The 17,442-nt window shown below is 69.8% G+C and carries 17 protein-coding genes and 2 pseudogenes; 7 read left to right on the plus strand and 12 right to left on the minus strand.

Annotation, left to right across the window (positions count from 1 at the left end):
- Nucleotides 1–87 precede the first annotated feature (87 nt).
- Both ACY0PA_RS06805 and ACY0PA_RS06810 read left to right on the plus strand, forming a co-directional pair.
- The gene (locus tag ACY0PA_RS06805) at nt 88–846 is read left to right on the plus strand and encodes a hypothetical protein (RefSeq protein WP_473083810.1); all 759 of its coding nucleotides are present in this window, start codon (nt 88–90) and stop codon (nt 844–846) included.
- Nucleotides 847–998: 152 nt separating this feature from the next.
- Nucleotides 999–1,369, plus strand: a pseudogene (locus ACY0PA_RS06810) (cytochrome P450); the annotation flags it as partial.
- An 85-nt stretch (nt 1,370–1,454) separates the two neighbouring features.
- Here ACY0PA_RS06810 and ACY0PA_RS06815 read toward each other — a convergent pair.
- Both ACY0PA_RS06815 and ACY0PA_RS06820 read right to left on the minus strand, forming a co-directional pair.
- Nucleotides 1,455–1,826: pseudogene (locus ACY0PA_RS06815) on the minus strand (cytochrome P450); the annotation flags it as partial.
- A gap of 20 nt (nt 1,827–1,846) precedes the next feature.
- Nucleotides 1,847–2,554 carry an MBL fold metallo-hydrolase gene (locus tag ACY0PA_RS06820; RefSeq protein ID WP_473083811.1) on the minus strand — a complete coding sequence of 236 codons (708 nt, stop codon included), beginning with the start codon at nt 2,552–2,554 and terminating at the stop codon, nt 1,847–1,849.
- A 576-nt stretch (nt 2,555–3,130) separates the two neighbouring features.
- On the opposite strand from ACY0PA_RS06820, the gene ACY0PA_RS06825 reads away from it, so the two are divergent.
- Nucleotides 3,131–3,640 (plus strand): transglycosylase SLT domain-containing protein, encoded by a 510-nt coding sequence (locus ACY0PA_RS06825; RefSeq protein ID WP_473083812.1) that lies wholly within the window; start codon nt 3,131–3,133, stop codon nt 3,638–3,640.
- 66 nt (nt 3,641–3,706) lie between these two features.
- Nucleotides 3,707–4,843 (plus strand): LCP family protein, encoded by a 1,137-nt coding sequence (locus tag ACY0PA_RS06830; protein WP_473083813.1) that lies wholly within the window; start codon nt 3,707–3,709, stop codon nt 4,841–4,843.
- A gap of 4 nt (nt 4,844–4,847) precedes the next feature.
- Here the strand turns inward: ACY0PA_RS06830 and ACY0PA_RS06835 are convergent, their stop codons facing one another.
- Nucleotides 4,848–5,294 (minus strand): hypothetical protein, encoded by a 447-nt coding sequence (locus tag ACY0PA_RS06835; protein WP_473083814.1) that lies wholly within the window; start codon nt 5,292–5,294, stop codon nt 4,848–4,850.
- A gap of 105 nt (nt 5,295–5,399) precedes the next feature.
- Here ACY0PA_RS06835 and ACY0PA_RS06840 point away from each other — a divergent pair, with 105 nt between their 5' ends.
- Entirely contained in the window at nt 5,400–6,461 is a 1,062-nt protein-coding gene (locus tag ACY0PA_RS06840; protein WP_473083815.1) for a right-handed parallel beta-helix repeat-containing protein, read from the plus strand.
- A gap of 50 nt (nt 6,462–6,511) precedes the next feature.
- Complete coding sequence (locus ACY0PA_RS06845; protein WP_473083816.1) at nt 6,512–7,540, plus strand: methyltransferase; 1,029 nt, start codon at nt 6,512–6,514, stop codon at nt 7,538–7,540.
- A gap of 95 nt (nt 7,541–7,635) precedes the next feature.
- Here ACY0PA_RS06845 and ACY0PA_RS06850 read toward each other — a convergent pair whose 3' ends face one another.
- The 7 genes from ACY0PA_RS06850 to ACY0PA_RS06880 all read right to left on the minus strand — a co-directional run bounded on the left by ACY0PA_RS06850 (nt 7,636) and on the right by ACY0PA_RS06880 (nt 12,940).
- A complete protein-coding gene (locus tag ACY0PA_RS06850; protein ID WP_100598572.1) occupies nt 7,636–7,968 on the minus strand; it encodes a TcmI family type II polyketide cyclase in 333 nt (110 codons plus the stop codon).
- 25 nt (nt 7,969–7,993) lie between these two features.
- On the minus strand, nt 7,994–8,470 hold the full coding sequence (locus ACY0PA_RS06855) for an SRPBCC family protein (RefSeq protein ID WP_473083817.1): 477 nt from the start codon (nt 8,468–8,470) through the stop codon (nt 7,994–7,996).
- Between the two features lies 1 nt (nt 8,471).
- On the minus strand, nt 8,472–8,732 hold the full coding sequence (locus ACY0PA_RS06860; RefSeq protein WP_329577059.1) for an acyl carrier protein: 261 nt from the start codon (nt 8,730–8,732) through the stop codon (nt 8,472–8,474).
- 27 nt (nt 8,733–8,759) lie between these two features.
- On the minus strand, nt 8,760–10,007 hold the full coding sequence (locus ACY0PA_RS06865; protein WP_473083818.1) for a ketosynthase chain-length factor: 1,248 nt from the start codon (nt 10,005–10,007) through the stop codon (nt 8,760–8,762).
- Nucleotides 10,004–11,272, minus strand: a complete 1,269-nt coding sequence (locus tag ACY0PA_RS06870; RefSeq protein ID WP_473083819.1) for a beta-ketoacyl-[acyl-carrier-protein] synthase family protein — start codon at nt 11,270–11,272, stop codon at nt 10,004–10,006. Before ACY0PA_RS06870 ends, ACY0PA_RS06865 begins: the two co-directional genes overlap by 4 nt.
- A complete protein-coding gene (locus ACY0PA_RS06875; protein WP_473083820.1) occupies nt 11,269–11,748 on the minus strand; it encodes a cupin domain-containing protein in 480 nt (159 codons plus the stop codon). Before ACY0PA_RS06875 ends, ACY0PA_RS06870 begins: the two co-directional genes overlap by 4 nt.
- A gap of 67 nt (nt 11,749–11,815) precedes the next feature.
- Entirely contained in the window at nt 11,816–12,940 is a 1,125-nt protein-coding gene (locus ACY0PA_RS06880) for a SchA/CurD-like domain-containing protein (protein ID WP_473083821.1), read from the minus strand.
- Nucleotides 12,941–13,158: 218 nt separating this feature from the next.
- On the opposite strand from ACY0PA_RS06880, the gene ACY0PA_RS06885 reads away from it, so the two are divergent.
- A complete protein-coding gene (locus ACY0PA_RS06885; protein ID WP_473086256.1) occupies nt 13,159–14,895 on the plus strand; it encodes an FAD-dependent oxidoreductase in 1,737 nt (578 codons plus the stop codon).
- A 15-nt stretch (nt 14,896–14,910) separates the two neighbouring features.
- Here ACY0PA_RS06885 and ACY0PA_RS06890 read toward each other — a convergent pair whose 3' ends face one another.
- Both ACY0PA_RS06890 and ACY0PA_RS06895 read right to left on the minus strand, forming a co-directional pair.
- The gene (locus tag ACY0PA_RS06890; protein ID WP_473083822.1) at nt 14,911–15,669 is read right to left on the minus strand and encodes a class F sortase; all 759 of its coding nucleotides are present in this window, start codon (nt 15,667–15,669) and stop codon (nt 14,911–14,913) included.
- A 202-nt stretch (nt 15,670–15,871) separates the two neighbouring features.
- Nucleotides 15,872–16,870 carry a hypothetical protein gene (locus ACY0PA_RS06895; RefSeq protein WP_473083823.1) on the minus strand — a complete coding sequence of 333 codons (999 nt, stop codon included), beginning with the start codon at nt 16,868–16,870 and terminating at the stop codon, nt 15,872–15,874.
- Between the last annotated feature and the right edge of the window lie 572 nt (nt 16,871–17,442).

A 17,442-nucleotide genomic window follows, 5' to 3' on the forward strand; every position in this document is an offset into this window, starting at 1 on the left:
GCGGGCGCCGCCCGCCCGGGGTCACTAGCGTCCTGACCAGGACCGCAGCTCTCCCTGCCGCTGCGGCACAGGGACCGGAGACGCCTCATGTTCTGCCCCATAGCCACCGTCATCACGACAACCGCCTGCCTGACCGCGCTCGCGCCCGGGTCCGTGAGCGCTCACGAGTCCGTCACCGCGCCCGCCTCGGTGACCGCACCCGGCGGGGTGGGCCGGACCGACTCGGTGGGCCGGACCGACCCCTTGACCCGCGCCGACTCGGACGACGAGACCCGCGACCGGGGCTCGGACGACGGAACCCGCGACCAGGGCTCGCCGGACGGGACCCGCGACCGAGGCTCGGAGGACGGGACGCGCGACCGGGGCTCGGAGGACGGAACCCGCGACCGGGGCTCGCCGGACGGCGACTCCTACGCGGAGGCGCGCCTCTCGCCGTCCGCGGTGGTGGGGGCCTCGTCCACCGCCGAGATCACGGTCTACTGCGCCCGCGGCGGGCGGGGCTCCATCACGGCCCGCTCCCAGGCCTTCGCCGGCGGCTCCGTCACGCTCCCCCAGCTGGGCGGCGGGATCGGGCAGGACGGCCGCACGCAGTACCGGGGCACGGCACGCCTCGCCGTCGGGGCCGAGTCCAGCTCGCAGGTGTCCGTGCAGGGAGCCTGCCCCGACGGCAGGCAGTGGAGCACCCCGATGAACGTGAACCGCGACGGCTACCGCGGCGCACGCGCCGGAGTCGGCAGCACCGCGGACGGCGGCGTGGACCTGGGCAGGATCGGCTTCGGCGCGGCGCTCACGGGCGGGGCCGGCTACCTGCTGTGGCGCAGGACGCGCGCCCCGCACGAGGACTGACCGGCCCATCCGCCAACCGTCATGTTCGGGGCAAGTGCACAGTACGTCCGTTCCACCCCCGACCAACCGCGCGTTGCCGACCATCGCCTTCATTACGGCCGCCCGAAACGCGGCCCGGCCCGAGTGCCGTCGCGCCGGGTCGCGCCCAACACTCCGACCGGCTCATCGACGCGTCCGCCGGCAGCGGCCGGGCCGAGCTGATGGGCGCGTTCGCGCACGCCCTGCCGATGCGGGCGGCGGTGCAGTTCTGCGGGATGCCCGCGGGCGGCATCGACACGGAGCAGCTGGTGGACGATCTGCGGATCTCCCTGGACGCGGCGGAGGGCGACGACCCGGTGGCCGCGTACGGCCGAGTGGGCGCGCGGATCCAGCAACTGGTCAAGGAGAAGCGGGAGTCGCCCGGTCCTGACGTCACGTCACGGATGCCGGCGGACCCGGCAGGCCTCACCGACGAGAGGTCGCCCAGGACCTGATCTCCGTCATCGCGGCGGCGCAGCAGCCCACCGCCAACTGGATCTGGAACCGGTGCAGTTCACTCCCGTGTCGCACTGAGACCCACGGAGACAACGCGGCCGGGACCGTTCAACTGCCCGTCCCGGATGCATGGTTCAGGCCGTGACGGGAGTGAACCGCACCGGCAGGGACTGCGGGCCGCGAGTGAACACCCCTTGTTCCACCGGGTCGAAGCCGTCGGTGAGCCGCAGTTCGGGCATCGCGTCGAGGAGCTGGCCGACGCCGATCTCGACCTCGGCCTTGGCGAGCAGCGCGCCGACACGGGAGCACCGGCCGAGCGCTAAAGAGAGAGGGTCGGCCGCCGCCGAGAACGCGTTCGTCGCGGTGAGGTCCTCGCGGAAGATGTCGAAGCGGTCAGGTTCCGCGTGGCGGTCCGCGTCGCGGTTGGCGGCGCCGATCAGACAGGTGACGGTCGCTCCCGCGGAGATCGTGCCGCCGCTCACCTCCACGTCGGTCGCCGACTGGCGCGCCGGCGGGCCAGGGTCGCTCAGTCGTCCGAGCGGCAGATGATGAAGTCGGGGAAGACGTGCCGGCCGGGCCGGTCGCCGATTTCCCCGATCGCGCGGCGGATGTCCCGCAGTTGCCCGACTGTCATCTCCAGCGGCGGCTCCTCCGGCTGACAGGTCGTCAGGACCGGGTAGTCGACGCCCCGCTCGCTGCTCATCTCGATGTGGCAGCCCAAGACGTGGGTGACCGTACGGGTGCCCGCGAACGCGACCATGCGGTCGATGGACTCGGCGAACGCCGCCCAGTCCTCGACGTACAGCCGCCCGGGATAGACCGTGTCACCGGTGAGCAGAAAACCGGCGTGCGGGTCGTCGTAGGTGACGGCCGCCGCATGGTGGCCCGGCGTGGCCAGGCACTCCAGCACGCGGCCGCCCAGGTCTACGCGGTCCACTTGGCCCTCGTCGTCCGAGAACCTGAAGAACTCCCAGGCACTGTCACGATCGGCCCCCACAACGCGCATATGGGGCCGGTCGGCGAACTGGACGTCTCCCGCGACATGGTCCCCGTGGGCGTGCGTATGCAGGACAAGGAGTTCGTACGTCCCCCTGGGGTGCTCGGCCAGCCAGTCCTCGATGAGCCCGTCGACGACCCGGCGCAGGGGAATACCGGGCGACGGCGGTGGCCCCCGTGTCGATGAGTACGGCGCGTGCGTTGCCGAACAGCAGAAACAGGAACGGTGCCTCGTCATGCACGGCCATGTTCTGCCGCAGGACGACCGTGTGCTCGTCATAGGCGTGCACCTGGATGTCCGGGTCGGTGTTGTGCTTCGCCGACACCGACCCACGGATCCAGCGGACACCCAGCGCATACGGCTCGGGCCCGTCGGTCACGAAGTCGACCTGCCGCGCGGTTCCACCCATTCCGCCCCCTTAAGAGAGTCACGTTCCGAGGGCATCATCCCGGCCTCCGGACCGGGCTGAACGCGTGACGTGGGTAACACGGAGGGGGCCGAGCCTGTGAGGCGCCCCATAGGAGCCAGATCACATACTAAAGGCGGTAGTAGCCGACAGGGCAGCCCTGCGGTCCGCAGAGGGCGCCCATTCGGTCATTTCGGACATTTCTCCGAAGTGGGGTAGTACGTCACATCCTTGCGCCCCCTCTCGGGCATCGCTAACTATGGCTGTCGTCCGGAGAGCGGGGCGGAGCACGAGCGAAGGCGCTCGTTCCGAACCCCGGGTCAGGACGCGGATCACCACTCCGCACCAGGCGCCGCCACACGGCCCGGCGCCGCACGACGTCCCCGAACATGAAGAGGTACTCCCGTATGACCTTCTCCACCCCGATCGCCGCTGCCGCCCGCCCCACCCGCTTCAAGCGCGCCACCGTCACGGTCCTGGCCGCGGCCGGTCTCGCGGGCGCCGCACTCACCTTCGCCCCGTCCCCCGCGCAGGCCGCCGAGCCCGCCGCGGCGCCGAAGGCCGCTCACTCGGTCTCGACCAAGAAGGCCACCGACGGGAACAACGTCGACGGCTGGATCAACGAAGCCCTCAAGGTCATGAAGGCCAAGGGCATCCCCGGCTCCTACGAGGGCCTGCACCGCAACATCATGCGTGAGTCCTCCGGCAACCCGAACGCCGTGAACGGCTACGACGTGAACGCGGTCAACGGCACCCCGTCCAAGGGCCTGCTCCAGGTCATCCAGCCGACCTTCGACGCCTACCACGTCGCCGGCACCGCCAAGAGCCTGACGGACCCGGTCGCCAACATCACCGCGGCCGCCAACTACGCCGCCGACAAGTACGGCTCCATCGACAACGTCGACTCCGCGTACTGAGCCGTCGTGACCGCACGCCGTAACTGACCACGGCACATCTCAACCCTCGAACGGAGGGCAGCCCCCATGCCGCACAACAGCGGAGACGAAGGGCACGCGCCCTCAGCCGATGCCCTTGACCACCCCGGCTACGGGTCCGCGAACCTGCACCGCTCCCGCGGCAGGTCACGCAAGAGGCGGCTGCGCGTCATCACGTACACCGCGCTCGGCGCCGTCCTCGTCGGCGGCGGCGGTGTCGCCTACGCGTGGTCGCACCTGAACGGGAATCTCAAGGGCACGGACATCAACGCCGTGCTGGGCAAGAACCGCCCGGACGCGGGCCACGACGGGGCGATGAACATCCTGCTCCTCGGCTCCGACTCGCGCGCCGGCACACACGGCAAGTACGGCAGGGGCGTCACCGGCGCCCGCTCGGACACGGCGATGGTGATGCACGTCGACAAGAGCCACAAAATGGCCTCCGTCGTGAGCATCCCCCGCGACACGATGGTCGACCGGCCGCAGTGCGCGAAGCCGTCGGGCGGTACGGCGCCGGGCGAGCATCAGTCGATGTTCAACGCGGCGTACCAAGTGGGCGGTCCCGCCTGCACCGTGAAGACGGTGGAGAAGATGTCGGGCGTCCGCATGGACCACTATCTCGAGGTCGACTTCAAGGGCTTCCAGAAGTTCGTCGACGAGCTCGGCGGTGTCGACATCAGCACGCACCGGGCCATCAAGGACGCCGGCAGTCACCTGTCCCTGAGCGCCGGAAAGCACACCCTCAAGGGTGAACAGGCCCTGGCGCTCGTGCGGACCAGGCACGCCGTCGGCGACGGCAGCGACCTGGGGCGGATCCAGCTCCAGCAGACTTTCATCAAGGCACTGATCCACCACGCCGAGTCGATCGACGTGGTCGGCAACCCCGCCAGGGCGTACGAGCTCGCCGACACCGCGACCAAGACCGTGAGCGCCGACTCCGCTCTCGCGTCCGCGGACAAGCTGCTCGGCCTGGCGAAGGACCTGAAGGGCATCAGCCCCGACCACATGAACATGGTCACGCTGCCGGTCAGCTACGACGCCGAGGACGCCGGCCGTGTCCTGCCGCTGGCCAAGGCGTCCCACCAGGTCTGGCAGGCCCTGCGCGACGACCGTCCGATCCCGAAGTCCGCGACCGAGAACTCGGTGGCCGCGCGGACCGACTCACCGGTGTCCGCCGGAGCCTAGAGGGTCACGGCAGGTCGGTGCGGCCCAGCCAGGCCGGTTTCACCGGCACCCCGTCCTCGTACCGGTCCGCAGTCGGGCCCGAGGGCGCCGGAGCGGCGTCCTCGGGCGGTGCGGCGGTCGGGGTGGCGGTGTCCTCGGGCATCGGCACGGGAGTCGGCTGCGGCTCGGGCGGCGGCGCGGCACTGTCCTTCACCAGCTCCGCAACCGTGAACCGGGAACTGAAGGACTGCCAGGCACCGTCGATGACGAGCAGAAATCCGTCGGCGGTGCGGAAGATGCGGCTGCGCTTCGGACTGCGGGGATGCTCCGGCGTATAGCGCCCGATCCGCTCCGCCAGCTCCGCGAGGGCCTGTTCCCGCGAGCCCTCCACATGCCCGAGCACGGACGCCTCCACGTGCTTGCGCTCCCCCGTCCCCACCGTCATCTCGACGATCAGCCCCCAAGTGGCCATGTGCCGCCCCCTTTTCCCCTCGTTCGGCTCACCCACAGCGTAGGGCGCTGCCCACCTGGGCGATCAGCGGTGGCGGGCCGGAACACCCGCTCGTAGCTTCGCCATATGACCAAGCGACAGATTGCATACCTCGCATGCACCGCGGCCGTCGTCGTGTCGGGGGTGGGGGCCGCGGCCCCGTCGGCCGACAGCCGGACAGTGCACCGGGTGAACCCGGGCGAGTCGATCCAGAAAGCCGTGAACACGGCAAAGCCGGGAGACGTCATCGTCCTCTCCCCCGGCACCTACCACGAGAGCGTCAGCATCACCGTGTCCGGACTGACGCTGCAGGGCGCGAGCACCCGGTCCACCGTCATCGTCCCTGACGCGGCGTCCGCTGCCGGCAGCTGCGCCAAGGCCGGCAACGGCATCTGCGTCACCGGGACCAAGACCAAGCCCGTCGAGCACGTCACCGTGCGCTCGCTGACCCTTCGCGGTTTCAAGAAGAACGGTCTGTTGGCGACCGGGACCGATCGCCTCCAGGTCGAGAGAGTGACCTCCGAGAAGAACGGCCAGTGGGGCATCGGCCAGGAGAGGTCCGTGCGCGGGGTGTTCCGCCACGACATCGTCCAGGCCAACGGCGACGCCGGCCTCTTCCTGGCCAACACGATCGACGCCGAGGAGGGGGCCCCGGACTCCAAGGCGGTCATCAGCCACAACCGTCTGCTCGGCAACCGGATCGGCCTCACCGTGCGGCGGCTGCGCAACGTGGCCGTCGATCAGAACGAGGCGACCGGCAACTGCGCCGCGATGATGCTCGTGGGTGACGAGAACAAGCCGCGCCCCGGCGCACTGAAGGTGCGCAACAACTTTGTCCACGAGAACAACAAGTACTGCGCCGCGACCGCGCGACTGCCCTACATCCAGGGGTCGGGCATCGTCCTCACCGGCGTCGAGGACTCGCTGCTGGCGCGGAACATCGTCGTGGACAACGTCGGCAAGGCCCCAATGTCAGGTGGCATCGTGCTCGCCAAGAACTTCAAGGGTGCCCTCAACCAGCGCAACGAGATCCGCGACAACCTCGTGATGGGCAACGGCCCCGCCGACCTGGTCGTCCAGGACAAGGGCAAGGGCAACACGTTCCGCAACAACAGGTGTGCGGTCTCTGTGCCCGCCGGAATGTGCTGAGGGCCGACGCCATGTCCGCACACACAACGCCAGCAGAAGCGAGACAACAGATGACGACTGTTGATGAGGCCTCCCAGTCACCCATGCGCCTGCGGGAGCTGGTTTTCGGGGCCGCGTGCGCCGCCGCCGTGCGCGCGGCCGCCCGCCTGGGTGTCGCCGACGCCCTGGACGACACACCCATGAGCGCGGAGGAACTGGCGGCTGCGGTGAAGACCCAGCCGTTGACACTGCGCCGGCTGCTGCGCGCACTGTCCAGCCAGGGCGTCTTCACCGAGCTCCCGGACGGCACGTTCGCGCACACGGACATGTCCCGGCTTCTGCGCGAGGACGACCCGCACAGCCTGCGCTACATCGCGCTGTGGTGCACCGAGCCGTGGACCTGGAACGTCTGGCCGAAGCTCGACGAGGCGGTGCGTCACGGCCGCAACGTCTTCGAGGACGTGTACGAAACTGAGTTCTTCACCTATCTCAACCAGCAGGCCCCCGAGTCGGCGCACGTGTTCAACCGCGCCATGACGACGTCCAGCGAGCAGTCCGCGCGCGATGTCGCAGGCCTCCTCGACCTGACGGGCGTGGCCTCGGTCGCGGACATCGGCGGCGGTCACGGTCAGGTCGTGGCCAGCCTGCTGGAGAAGCACCCCGAGATGCACGGCACCCTGCTCGACCTGCCGGGGGTGGTCGAGAACGCCGATCCGCGCCTGCGCGACGGCGGTTCGCTGGCCTCGCGGGTGCGCATCGTCGCCGGTGACTGCCGCGAGGACATCCCGGTCCAGGCGGATGTCTACATCATCAAGAACATCCTGGAGTGGGACGACGACAGCACCCGCAGGGCACTGGCCAACGTCCGCAAGGCGGCGCGGCCCGGTGCCCGCGTCATCGTCATCGAGAACCTCGTCGACGACACCCCGTCGATGAAGTTCACGACGTCCATGGACCTGCTGCTGCTGCTCAACGTCGGCGGCGCGAAGCACACCCGGCTGAGCATGGTCGAGCGGCTGACGGACGCGGGTCTCGTCATCGGCGAGGTCCGTCCCGTCAACGCGTATCTGCACGCCTTCGAGTGCACCGTCCCCGCCTGACCTGGCATCACCTCCGGACACACGGACACAACCCGAGGCCGCCGGCTCCGCGTCTGACGCGGGACCGGCGGCCTCGGGTTGTGTCGTGCCCTCACTCAGGAGGGGTTGTTCCGGTCCCAGTGGTAGAAGCGGTGCGCCATGGCGTCCTTGGGGCTGCGCCATGTCTCGGGGTCGTACGCGCTGACGTACGCCGACAGCTGATCGCTGACGCTGCGGAACTCGGGGTGCCCGGCCACCTTCGCGATGACGGGCGCCGGGTCCTCGTCGGACTCGATGAGGTGCAGGTACACGTCACCGAACTGGAAGAGGCTGCGTCGGTTGACACCGATCAGGTGCGGGAGCTCACCTCGGTCGGAGGCGGCGAACACGTCGGAGATCGCCGGCGCCGAACCGGGCGCCATGCGGGCGACGATCAGGGCGTGATGCATCGGGTTTTCCCTTCCGTGCGGGCGATCAGCGGGGGACGGCGGCGTGCTGGCGGTCACGGGCGACGCGCTCGATCCGGTCGCGGATGAGGCCCATCTGCGTGACGGAGTTGCGGTTGATGTTGTCCGTCATCCAGGCGTCGTCGACCGGGGCCTCGGGCTTCATCGCGAAGTCCTGCACCCAGTCCATACGGGTGCCTTCCGGGGTCTCCGTGTAGTCCCACCGGATGTCCATGTGCGCGAAGGGCCCGGTCTCGACGCGACGGGCACGCACGGACCGCTTGGCGCGGTCCACGGTCCGCTCCGAGACCCAGCTCCACACCTTCCCGTTGTCGTCCGGGTGCATGGTCAGGCGGAAGGTCGTCTTGTCGCCCTCGCGGGAGAGGACTTCGAGGGACGCGTACTCGCTGAAGAGCTGCGGCCAGTTCTCGATGTCGTTGGTGATGTCCCAGACGAGGTCGATGGGAGCGTCGATGGTGATGCTGTTCTCCGTGTGTCCGGACATGTCAGGCTCCAGCTTTGAGGGTGCTGTTGACGAGGTCGAGGAACTCGCGGGGCGTCTTGCAGCGCTCCGAGTCCGGGGGAAGCGGCTGGCCGGACCGGTTCTCGAGCTCGCCCACGATGCCGAGCAGGCCGAGCGAGTCGAGGCCGACGGAGTCGAACGGGGAGTCCGGTGACTGCTTGAGCTGATGCGGGTCCACGGTGACTCCGGCCGCCTTCTTCATCAGGCGGGCCAGTTCGTCGAAGGTCAGTTCTGCGGTGATCATGCGGGTGTTCTCCTTCCCGCCCGGTCGTTACCGGGCGGAGTCGCCACCGCGGCGCACTACCAGCGCCGCGTTGGAGCCCATGAGTCCCCTGCTGAGGACCAGGGCCGTGCGCAGCTCGGCGGGGCGAGCGCGAGACATCACCAGGTCGAGGTCGTGGCAGATGTCGAACACGTTGGGGGTGGGGGGTACGAGGCCGTTCTCCATGGCGAAGACGGCGGACGCGACGTCCAGGACGGGCGCCGCGCAGTAGGCCCGTCCCGTACCGGTCTTGGGTGCCGTGACGGGTATACGCCTGCCGTGTGCACCCAGGACGTCGGCGATGGCCAGCGCCTCGGCGCGGTCCGCCGCAGGGACGCCCATGGCGTCGGCGAAGACGACGTCGATCTCCTCGGGGGCGCAGCCCGCCTCGTCGAGGGCGCCCTTGATCGCGCGGGCGAGCCCCTCGCGGGACTCCTCCCACTGGGAGGCGCCGGTGAAGGTGGCCGAGTGGCCGGCCACCACGGCCCGGATGTCCGCCCCCCGCTCGCGGGCACGGGTCTCGTCCTCGACGACGAGCATCGCGCCGCCCTCGGCGGGCGCGAATCCGCGGGCTCCCGAGGTGAAGGGCAGGTAGGCCCGGTCGGGGTCCTCGGCGGTGCTGAGCTCGGGGTAGCCGAGCTGGCACACCATCGAGTACGGGGCGAGAGGTGCCTCGGCGGATCCGACCACCATGGCGCCGGTGCCGCGCCGTACGCTGCGGGCCGCGTGCGCGATGGCGTCCAGGCCGCCCGCCTCGTCGCTCGCGACCACTCCGCACGGCCCCTTGAAGCCGCTCCAGATCGAGATCTGTCCGGTGCTGGCCGCGTAGAACCAGGCGATGGACTGGTAGGGGCCCACGAACTTGGAGCCCTGACCCCACAGCTTCTGGAGCTCCCGCTGCCCGAACTCGCCGCCGCCGGAACCGGCCGCGGTGACCACGCCGATGGAGTACGGCTCCGCGGGGTCACCGCGGCCGAGGCCCGCGTCGTCGAGGGCGAGCGCCGCGGCGGCCATACCGAAGTGGGTGAACCGGTCCGTCTGGACGAGGAACCGCTCCTCGATGAGGTCCGCGGGATCAAAGCCGCGGACCTCACCCCCGACGCGGAGCGGCAGGTTCTCGCATCCTTCGCGGGTGATCCGGTCCAGGACGCCGAGGCCCTCCCGGACGGATTTCCAGTACGCCTCGGCGTGCAGTCCGTTGGGCGCGATCACACCGATCCCGGTGATGGCCGCGCCGCGGGCGCGTTCCGTTCTCATCGTGTCCTCCCACCTGCCTCAGTCAGGAGCACCGCGGACTGGAATCCGCCGAATCCGCTGCCGACGGAGAGCACGTTCCGCAGCTTTCGCGGACGTGCGGTGCGCGGTACGTAGTCCAGGTCGCACTCGGGGTCGGGGGTCTCGTAGTTCGCCGTGGGCGGCACCACCTGGTGCTTCATGGCAAGGACGCAGGCGACCACCTCTATCGCGCCGATCGCGCCCAAGGAGTGGCCCACCATGGATTTGATGGAACTCATGGGTGTCTCGTAGGCGTGAGCTCCCAGGGACACCTTGACCGCGGCCGTCTCGTGCCGGTCGTTCTGTCTGGTGCCCGAACCGTGGGCGTTGACGTAGTCGACCAGCGAGGGGTCGAGGCGGGCCTGGCCGAGCGCGGTGTCGATCGCCCGGGCCATCTCCAGGCCTTCGCTGGTGAGACCGGTCATGTGGTAGGCGTTGCCGTAGGTGGCGTAGCCGCTGAGCTCGCAGTAGATGTGCGCACCTCGCGCACGGGCGTGCTCGTAGTCCTCCAGGACGAGCACCGCGGCGCCCTCGCCCATCACGAAGCCATTGCGCTCGGCGTCGAAGGGGCGGGAGGCGTGCTCGGGATCGTCGTTGTTGGGCGACGTCGCCTTGATGGCGTCGAAGCACGCCATCGTGATCGGGGAGATCGGCGAGTCCGACGCCCCGGCGATGCAGATGTCGGCGCGGCCTTCCTCGATGGTGTGGAAGGCGTAGCCGACCGCGTCGAGCCCGGAGGTGCAGCCGGTGGATACCGTCTGCACCGGGCCCTGGGCACCGAACTGTTCGGCGACGACCGAGGCGAGTGTGCTCGGCGAGAACGCCATGTGGAGTTTCGGTTCGGCCGCGCGGTGGTCCACGTCCCACCGCTTCCCGCCCTGGCTGACCCGCACGTAGTCGTGCTCCAGGCGGGTGGTGCCGCCGATGGCGCTGCCGAGCGAGACTCCGATGCGCCAGGGGTCCTCGACCCCGGCGTCGATTCCGGAGTCCTTGACGGCTTCGCCGGCGGCGATGACGGCGAACTGAATGTACCGGTCTGCGTGTTCGACCAGCTCCGGGTCGAGCCCGTGTGCGAGCGGGTCCAGGTCGCATTCGGCGGCGATGCGTGAGCGCAGGCCCACCGGGTCGAAGAGCGTGATGCCGCGGGTCGCGGTACGGCCGTTGGCGAGAAGGTCCCAGAACGCGCTCGCCCCGATGCCACCCGGGGCGACTACACCGACACCGGTGACAGCCACCCGCCGGGTCACGTTATGGCCCCACTACGCTCGGACGACTGTCCGTGGTGCGGCGCGGACAGGTCGGGGCCACCGGTGATGAACCCGGGTCCGGATCCGGCGCCCTCGGTCGCCTCCGTGTCGACGTGGCCGAGGCTGGGACGCGGGGCGAGCGGGCCGAGGTGGAAGACCATACGGGCCTCCACGTCGCCGACGTTGCGGAAGCGATGGCGCATGTTGATCGGGATCAACAGACCCTGATCCGGGCGGAGTTCATACGTCTCGCCGTCCAGGTCCACCTCGAGGGCGCCGTTGACGACGTAGACGAACTCCTCCGAGTACGGGTGGTAGTGCTCGCCGATGCGCTCGCCGGGCTGGACAAGGGCCAGGCCCATGAAGCCACTGGTGGAGCCGACCGTCGCGGGCGTGAGCATGGCCCGCAGATCACCTCCTCTCCGGCGGTTGGGCTCCGTATCGCTCAGGTCCACGATGCGTGGATTCTTGATCATGGTTGATACCTCCGGGTGCGGCGGTGGCGTCCGGGGCCCTTGCCCACGGACACCCCGCGGTTGTCCGTCAGGAACCCGCCGAGCTGCGGTCGGTGATGGGCATCATGTCGGCGTGCGACAGAAGCCGGTTGATGTTGCGCTCCGTCTGCAGGGAGCCCTCGACGCCGATGGCGGCGCCGTCGAGGAGCTTCTCGAGCTCCGCGCACTTCTTCGCGCCGTTGAGGCCGAGGGAGGCGACGGGGTCGGCGTCGAGCTCACCCGTGATGTCGATGAGACGCACCACGATGTCGTCGCGCTGGAAGACGGTGCTGCCGTACACCGGGTTGCCCGGGGCGTCCGCCGCGGCCGCGTCCTGCTCGGCGAGCAGCCGGGCCAGGTCCATCCCGCGGCCCTTCTTGGCCGGGTAGTACAGGGCGTGACGCCGCAGGTCGGTCGGTACCGGAACGTCAGCCACGACGTGGTGGACGGCCGGGAGCGCGGCCCGGGTGAAGAACACGCGGGCATCTCCGGGGTCGGTCAGGTCCCGGTGCTGTTCGAGGTAGGGGTTGATGGCTTCCTCGACCGTCTGCACCTCGGGCTGAAGGGCGACGTGGCGCAGAGCGGCGAGGAGGTCGCCCTCGACCTCCACGGCCCGCACGACGCGGTTGCCGTGCATGAAGATCGAGGTGCGGCGCAGGCGCGTGGTGCCGTCGACCTGGGCCTGAGGCGACTGGTAGCCGGCCAGGATCTCCGCGACCTTCGACTCGGAGCCCGGCTTGACGGTGAAGGTGAGGGCGTGGCGTGCCGCGCCGTCGCCCACCCGGGCCGCCACCGCGTTCGCCGCCGCCGGCGCCGGCGGAACCGGGTCGGCGGGGCTGGTCTCCCGGAGGATGCTGTAGCGCATCGACCGGGTGTCCTTGACGCAGCTGTGCATCGGCTTGACGGTCTCGACGTGCTCCTCGCTGTTCACCCACGCGAGGAAGGGCGGGGCGCTCTCCCACTCGCTGGTGATGAGCCACTGCGAGGGGTTCTCGATCGACTGGCAGAGCTGGTCACTGAGGTGACCGGGCACGGACGCGACCTGATTGCGCATGTGCTCGTACGCGTCCAGGAACTGCTGCTGGGCTCCCTCGTACAGATCGAGCAGAAGGATCACTCGCAGCTTGGATCCGTCGAAGGCCGATTGCGATATACGTCCTGAGATCGGGGTCATACGGCACACCTCTCCTCTTCTTCGCAAAAGCTCAGGAACGACCACCGCGTCCGAAATGCCGGGGTCGCATGAGCCGATCGTTGTTCGGCCCCCCGGCGGGCGCGATCCCCAAGCGCCGTACGGGTGAGCGGAACACCCGTCCGGGTGCTCCGGGGGGCGAAGCGGCACGGGGAGGCATGGACTGTGATCCCAACCACTGACCCAGGTCGCCGCTACGGCTGGAGGCAAATATGAACCGATCGCAAGAGGCCCCGGAGGGCACGCAGGACGTGCCGGTGCTCATAGTCGGCGGCTCCCTGGTGGGCCTGTCGACCTCGCTGTTCCTGGGGCGACTCGGCGTCCCGCACATGCTCGTGGAGCGCCACTCGGGCACATCGATCCATCCACGCGGGCGCGGCAACAACGTGCGGACCATGGAGCTGTTCCGGGTCGCCGGAGTCCAGCAGCGCATCGAGGACGCCGCGTCGGTCCTGGCCGACAACCACGGCATCCTGCAGACGCCGACCCTGGTGGGTGACGCCGGCGAGTGGCTGTTCAAGGAGATCGACCCCGGTGGCGGGCTCGCCCGCTTCAGCCCCGCCGGATGGTGCCTGTGCAGCCAGAACGACCTCGAACCCGTACTCCTGCAGAGCGCGCGGGAGCTGGGCGGGGACCTGCGGTTCCACACGGAACTGATGTCGTTCGAGCAGGACGCCGAGGGCGTGACCGCACAGCTCAAGAACCGCGACACGGGCGAGCACACCACCGTCCGGGCGAAGTACCTCGTCGCGGCGGACGGGCCGCGCAGCCCCATCCGCGAGCGGCTCGCCATCGGGCAGAGCGGTCCGGGCGACCTGTTCCACAACGTGAGCGTCACGTTCACCTCGCGCGGCCTCGCGGACTTCGTCGGCGACCGGCGCTTCATCGTGTGCTACCTCACGAACCCCGAGGCCGACGGCGCGCTCCTGCCGGTCGACAACCGTGAGCACTGGGTGTTCCACGCTCCCTGGCACCCCGAGAACGGGGAGACGCTCGAGGAGTTCACCGACGAGCGGTGCACGGAACACATCAGGCGTGCCACCGGAGTCCCGGACCTCGACGTGCAGATCACCGGCAGGGCCGCCTGGCACGCCGCCGAGCGGGTCGCCGAACGGTACTCGGACGGGCGGGTGTTCCTCGCCGGCGACTCGGCCCACGAGATGTCCCCCACCGGGGCGTTCGGGTCCAACACCGGTATCCAGGACGCGCACAACCTCGCCTGGAAGCTGGCCGCCGTGCTGGGCGGCTGGGCAGGTCCCGGTCTCCTGGAGTCCTATGACCTGGAGCGCCGGCCGGTCGCGGAGGCGACGAGCGCCCGCGCCTCGTCGCGATCGGTCGAGCACAGCCACCCGGGATACACCCCTGGCCCGGAAGCCGGCGGCGCCGGCGGCGTCGGTGGTCCCGGCGGCCCTGGTCGTCCTGGCGGTCCTGGCGGTCCCGGCGGTCCCGGCGGTCCCGGCGGCAAGAAGGGAGGCATCCTCAATGTGGCGCTGGGCTACCGCTATCCGCGCGGCGCGGTCCTCGGCGTCGACCCGGCGACGCCGGTCGTACCCGAGGGAATGCGGCTGACGGGCGAACCCGGAAGCCGCGCGCCCCACATGTGGCTGCACCGCGCCGGCACCCGGATCTCCAGCCTCGACCTGTACGAGAGGTCGCTGGTGCTCCTGAGCTCCGGAGACAGCGCGTGGCACACCGCGGGGACGGACATCGCACAGCGGCTGGCCGTCCCGCTCGACTCGTACCGCATCGGCAGTGGGCCCGACGCGGAGCTGACCCCCGTGGGCGACGTGGACTGGGCCGAGGCCCATGGCGTCGCCCCGGGAGGTGCGGTCCTCGTCCGCCCTGACGGGTTCGTCGCGTGGCGGTCCGAAGGGCCGTCGGCGGATCCTGGGAAGGAACTGCGGGACGCTGTCGTGGGAGTCCTGGACCGGGACTGACAACTCCCAACGGCCTCAGACAAGATGGGCGAAGACCACCAGGTTGTCGGTGTAGTCCTTCTTGCCGTGGTCGTATGCCCCGGCGCAGGTGATCAGCCGGACCTGCGCCTGGGGCGTGTCCCCGTACACGCGCTCGTCGGGGAAGTTGTCCTTCGCGAACTCCTCGACGCTGTCGACCACGAAAGAGGCCGTGCGCAAGTCGTCCCTCTCGACGCTGAAGCGGTCCCCCTTCTTCAGGGCCCTGAGCCGGGCGAACACCGCGGCGGACGTCTTCGTGTCGACATGCCCGGCGATGATCGAGGTGCCGATCTCGCCCGGGGACACGCCGTCGGCCTGCCAGCCGACCAGGTTCGTGTTGGCGGCGGGCGGGGGCTGGAGCTGGCCCGTGGGGCCGATGGCGAGGCGGGTGAAGGGGGCGTCCACGCCGATCTTCGGAATGAGCAGCCGCGTGGGATTCGCCCACGGCAGATGCTTTCCGACGGGCGCCGCGGTCTCTGCGGGCGCTGCGGACTCGGTGGGCGCTGCGGGCTCCGTGGGCGCTGCGGGCGGAGCCGACGGAACGAGCGGAGCCGGCTCCGAGGATGGCGCGAGCGCCACCGCGGGACGCGAAGCGCCGGAGGAATCGGAGATGTCGGACGTCTCTTCTTGACCGCCGAACAGGCTCACCAGCAGGACGACGATTCCGACGGACCACACGATCCACGGGCCGCGGCGGGAGCGGCGCTCGGGCGGCGCGGACTCGGTCTGATTGGGGGAAGGCAACCGGGCTGCCATCTGGCACCACCTCACTGGGACGAGCAGATCTGGAACAGCGCAAGAAGATCGCAAGCAGCAAAAGAGTCCGGCAACAGCGCAAGCCGTCCGGAACCGTGCACATAGTCGGGAGCTTCAAGAGAGAACTGGGCAAAAAAAGAAAGCCAGCCGGGCCGCCGCGACGTGTTGACGCGGCGGCCCCGGCCGCTATGACGGGCACCGGTCAGGACGCGCTGTCGGACGCGCGCCTACGGCGCATCGCGAACGCGCCGGCCGCGGCGACCCCGAGGACCGCAATCCCGCCTGCCGTGACACCCGGCGACGTGGCGAGCCCGCCGCCACCGGTGTGCATGCCACCGCTGGGCTTGTCCCGCCCGGAGTCGGAGCCCCTCGAGCCCTTGCCCCCGTCGTGGTCCGAGCCGTAGTTGCCGCCACGGTCGTCGCCACGCTCCTTGCCGCCCCCGTCGCCGCGCTCCTTGCCGCCTTGGTAGCCGTGCTCGTCCGAGTCGCCCTGATAGCCATTCTCGTCCGAGTCGCCCTGGTAGCCGTGCTCGTCCGAGTCGCCCTTCTTGTTCTCGTCCTTGCTCCAGTCGTCACCCTTCAACACGGTGAGGGCGCCACCGCCGGTGTGGATGCCACCACTCGGCTTGCCGTGGTCAGAGCCGTAGTCGTCGCGCTCGTTCTTGCCCGAGCCGCGCTCGTCCCTACCCGAGCCGCGCTCGTCCCTACCCGAGCCGCGCTCGTCCCTACCCGAGCCGCGCTCGTCCCTACCCGAGCCGTGGTCGCCCTTGCCGGAGCCGCGCTCCTCCCCGTGCTCGTCCGAGTCGCCCTTCTTGTTCTCGTCCTTGCTCCAGTCGTCACCCTTCAACACGGTGAGGGCGCCACCGCCGGTGTGGATGCCACCACTCGGCTTGCCGTGGTCAGAGCCGTAGTCGTCGCGCTCGTTCTTGCCCGAGCCGCGCTCGTCCCTACCCGAGCCGCGCTCGTCCCTACCCGAGCCGCGCTCGTCCCTACCCGAGCCGCGCTCGTCCCTACCCGAGCCGCGCTCGTCCTTACCCGAGCCGTGGTCGTCGCCGCGATTGCTGTCCTTGTCGTGCTCTGTGCTGTAGGAAGAGTCATCGTTGTCCCAGTCGCCTGCGGCGACTGCGTACGCACCGGGAGCAGCCATGGCGAGTGCAGCCGTGGCTGTCGCGGTAGCGAGGAGCATGCGAGCAGAACGCATCGTCGAAGTCCTTCCGCCGCGGCCAGGCCACTGACACTTTGTCAGCTCGAATTACCCGGCCCCGACGTGTTAACCGTTGACCACAGGCGGCCCGCTCACCACTCGAACCGCCCGCCTGGCCGATAGTCGGGTTATCGCCCACTCGGCCCCCAAATGGCTCAACCGGGCGGGCGAGCCACAATCCTGACCAGGCATTTCGCCACGGGATTTACCTGACTTCCGGCTTGCGGACCGTTTATGACACAACCCGATCGGCCCCGACACGACTGCGCGTACCCGGCCCCTCGAACGCACCAGCCCGACCCACCCGTCTCGCTGACGATGGGTCCGATCCGCCCGTCCAGGTCCTTGACGCCCAGCCCGGTGCGACCACACCCGATCGCTGACGAAGAGTCTGATCCGCGCCCGCCGCGCTCCCTGACGACGGGTCCGATCCACTGACCCCGATCACTGACGGACAGTCTGATCCGCCTGGCCCAGTGACTACGGGGCCCCACAGCCGTCACGCTGTCGCGACACGCCGACACGCGATGAACTTGACGCTGCTCACCGTCTCCTCATGGTGGCTCCCC

The organism is Streptomyces sp. DS1-CR2, assembly GCF_055760475.1.

Coding starts and splice junctions, on each gene's coding strand:
- ACY0PA_RS06805 (WP_473083810.1), top strand. CDS start 88: ATGTTCTGCCCCATAGCCACCGTCATCACGACAACCGCCTGCCTGACC.
- ACY0PA_RS06820 (WP_473083811.1), bottom strand. CDS start 2,554: ATGACGAGGCACCGTTCCTGTTTCTGCTGTTCGGCAACGCACGCGCCG.
- ACY0PA_RS06825 (WP_473083812.1), top strand. CDS start 3,131: ATGACCTTCTCCACCCCGATCGCCGCTGCCGCCCGCCCCACCCGCTTC.
- ACY0PA_RS06830 (WP_473083813.1), top strand. CDS start 3,707: ATGCCGCACAACAGCGGAGACGAAGGGCACGCGCCCTCAGCCGATGCC.
- ACY0PA_RS06835 (WP_473083814.1), bottom strand. CDS start 5,294: ATGGCCACTTGGGGGCTGATCGTCGAGATGACGGTGGGGACGGGGGAG.
- ACY0PA_RS06840 (WP_473083815.1), top strand. CDS start 5,400: ATGACCAAGCGACAGATTGCATACCTCGCATGCACCGCGGCCGTCGTC.
- ACY0PA_RS06845 (WP_473083816.1), top strand. CDS start 6,512: ATGACGACTGTTGATGAGGCCTCCCAGTCACCCATGCGCCTGCGGGAG.
- ACY0PA_RS06850 (WP_100598572.1), bottom strand. CDS start 7,968: ATGCATCACGCCCTGATCGTCGCCCGCATGGCGCCCGGTTCGGCGCCG.
- ACY0PA_RS06855 (WP_473083817.1), bottom strand. CDS start 8,470: ATGTCCGGACACACGGAGAACAGCATCACCATCGACGCTCCCATCGAC.
- ACY0PA_RS06860 (WP_329577059.1), bottom strand. CDS start 8,732: ATGATCACCGCAGAACTGACCTTCGACGAACTGGCCCGCCTGATGAAG.
- ACY0PA_RS06865 (WP_473083818.1), bottom strand. CDS start 10,007: ATGAGAACGGAACGCGCCCGCGGCGCGGCCATCACCGGGATCGGTGTG.
- ACY0PA_RS06875 (WP_473083820.1), bottom strand. CDS start 11,748: ATGATCAAGAATCCACGCATCGTGGACCTGAGCGATACGGAGCCCAAC.
- ACY0PA_RS06880 (WP_473083821.1), bottom strand. CDS start 12,940: ATGACCCCGATCTCAGGACGTATATCGCAATCGGCCTTCGACGGATCC.
- ACY0PA_RS06890 (WP_473083822.1), bottom strand. CDS start 15,669: ATGGCAGCCCGGTTGCCTTCCCCCAATCAGACCGAGTCCGCGCCGCCC.
- ACY0PA_RS06895 (WP_473083823.1), bottom strand. CDS start 16,870: ATGCGTTCTGCTCGCATGCTCCTCGCTACCGCGACAGCCACGGCTGCA.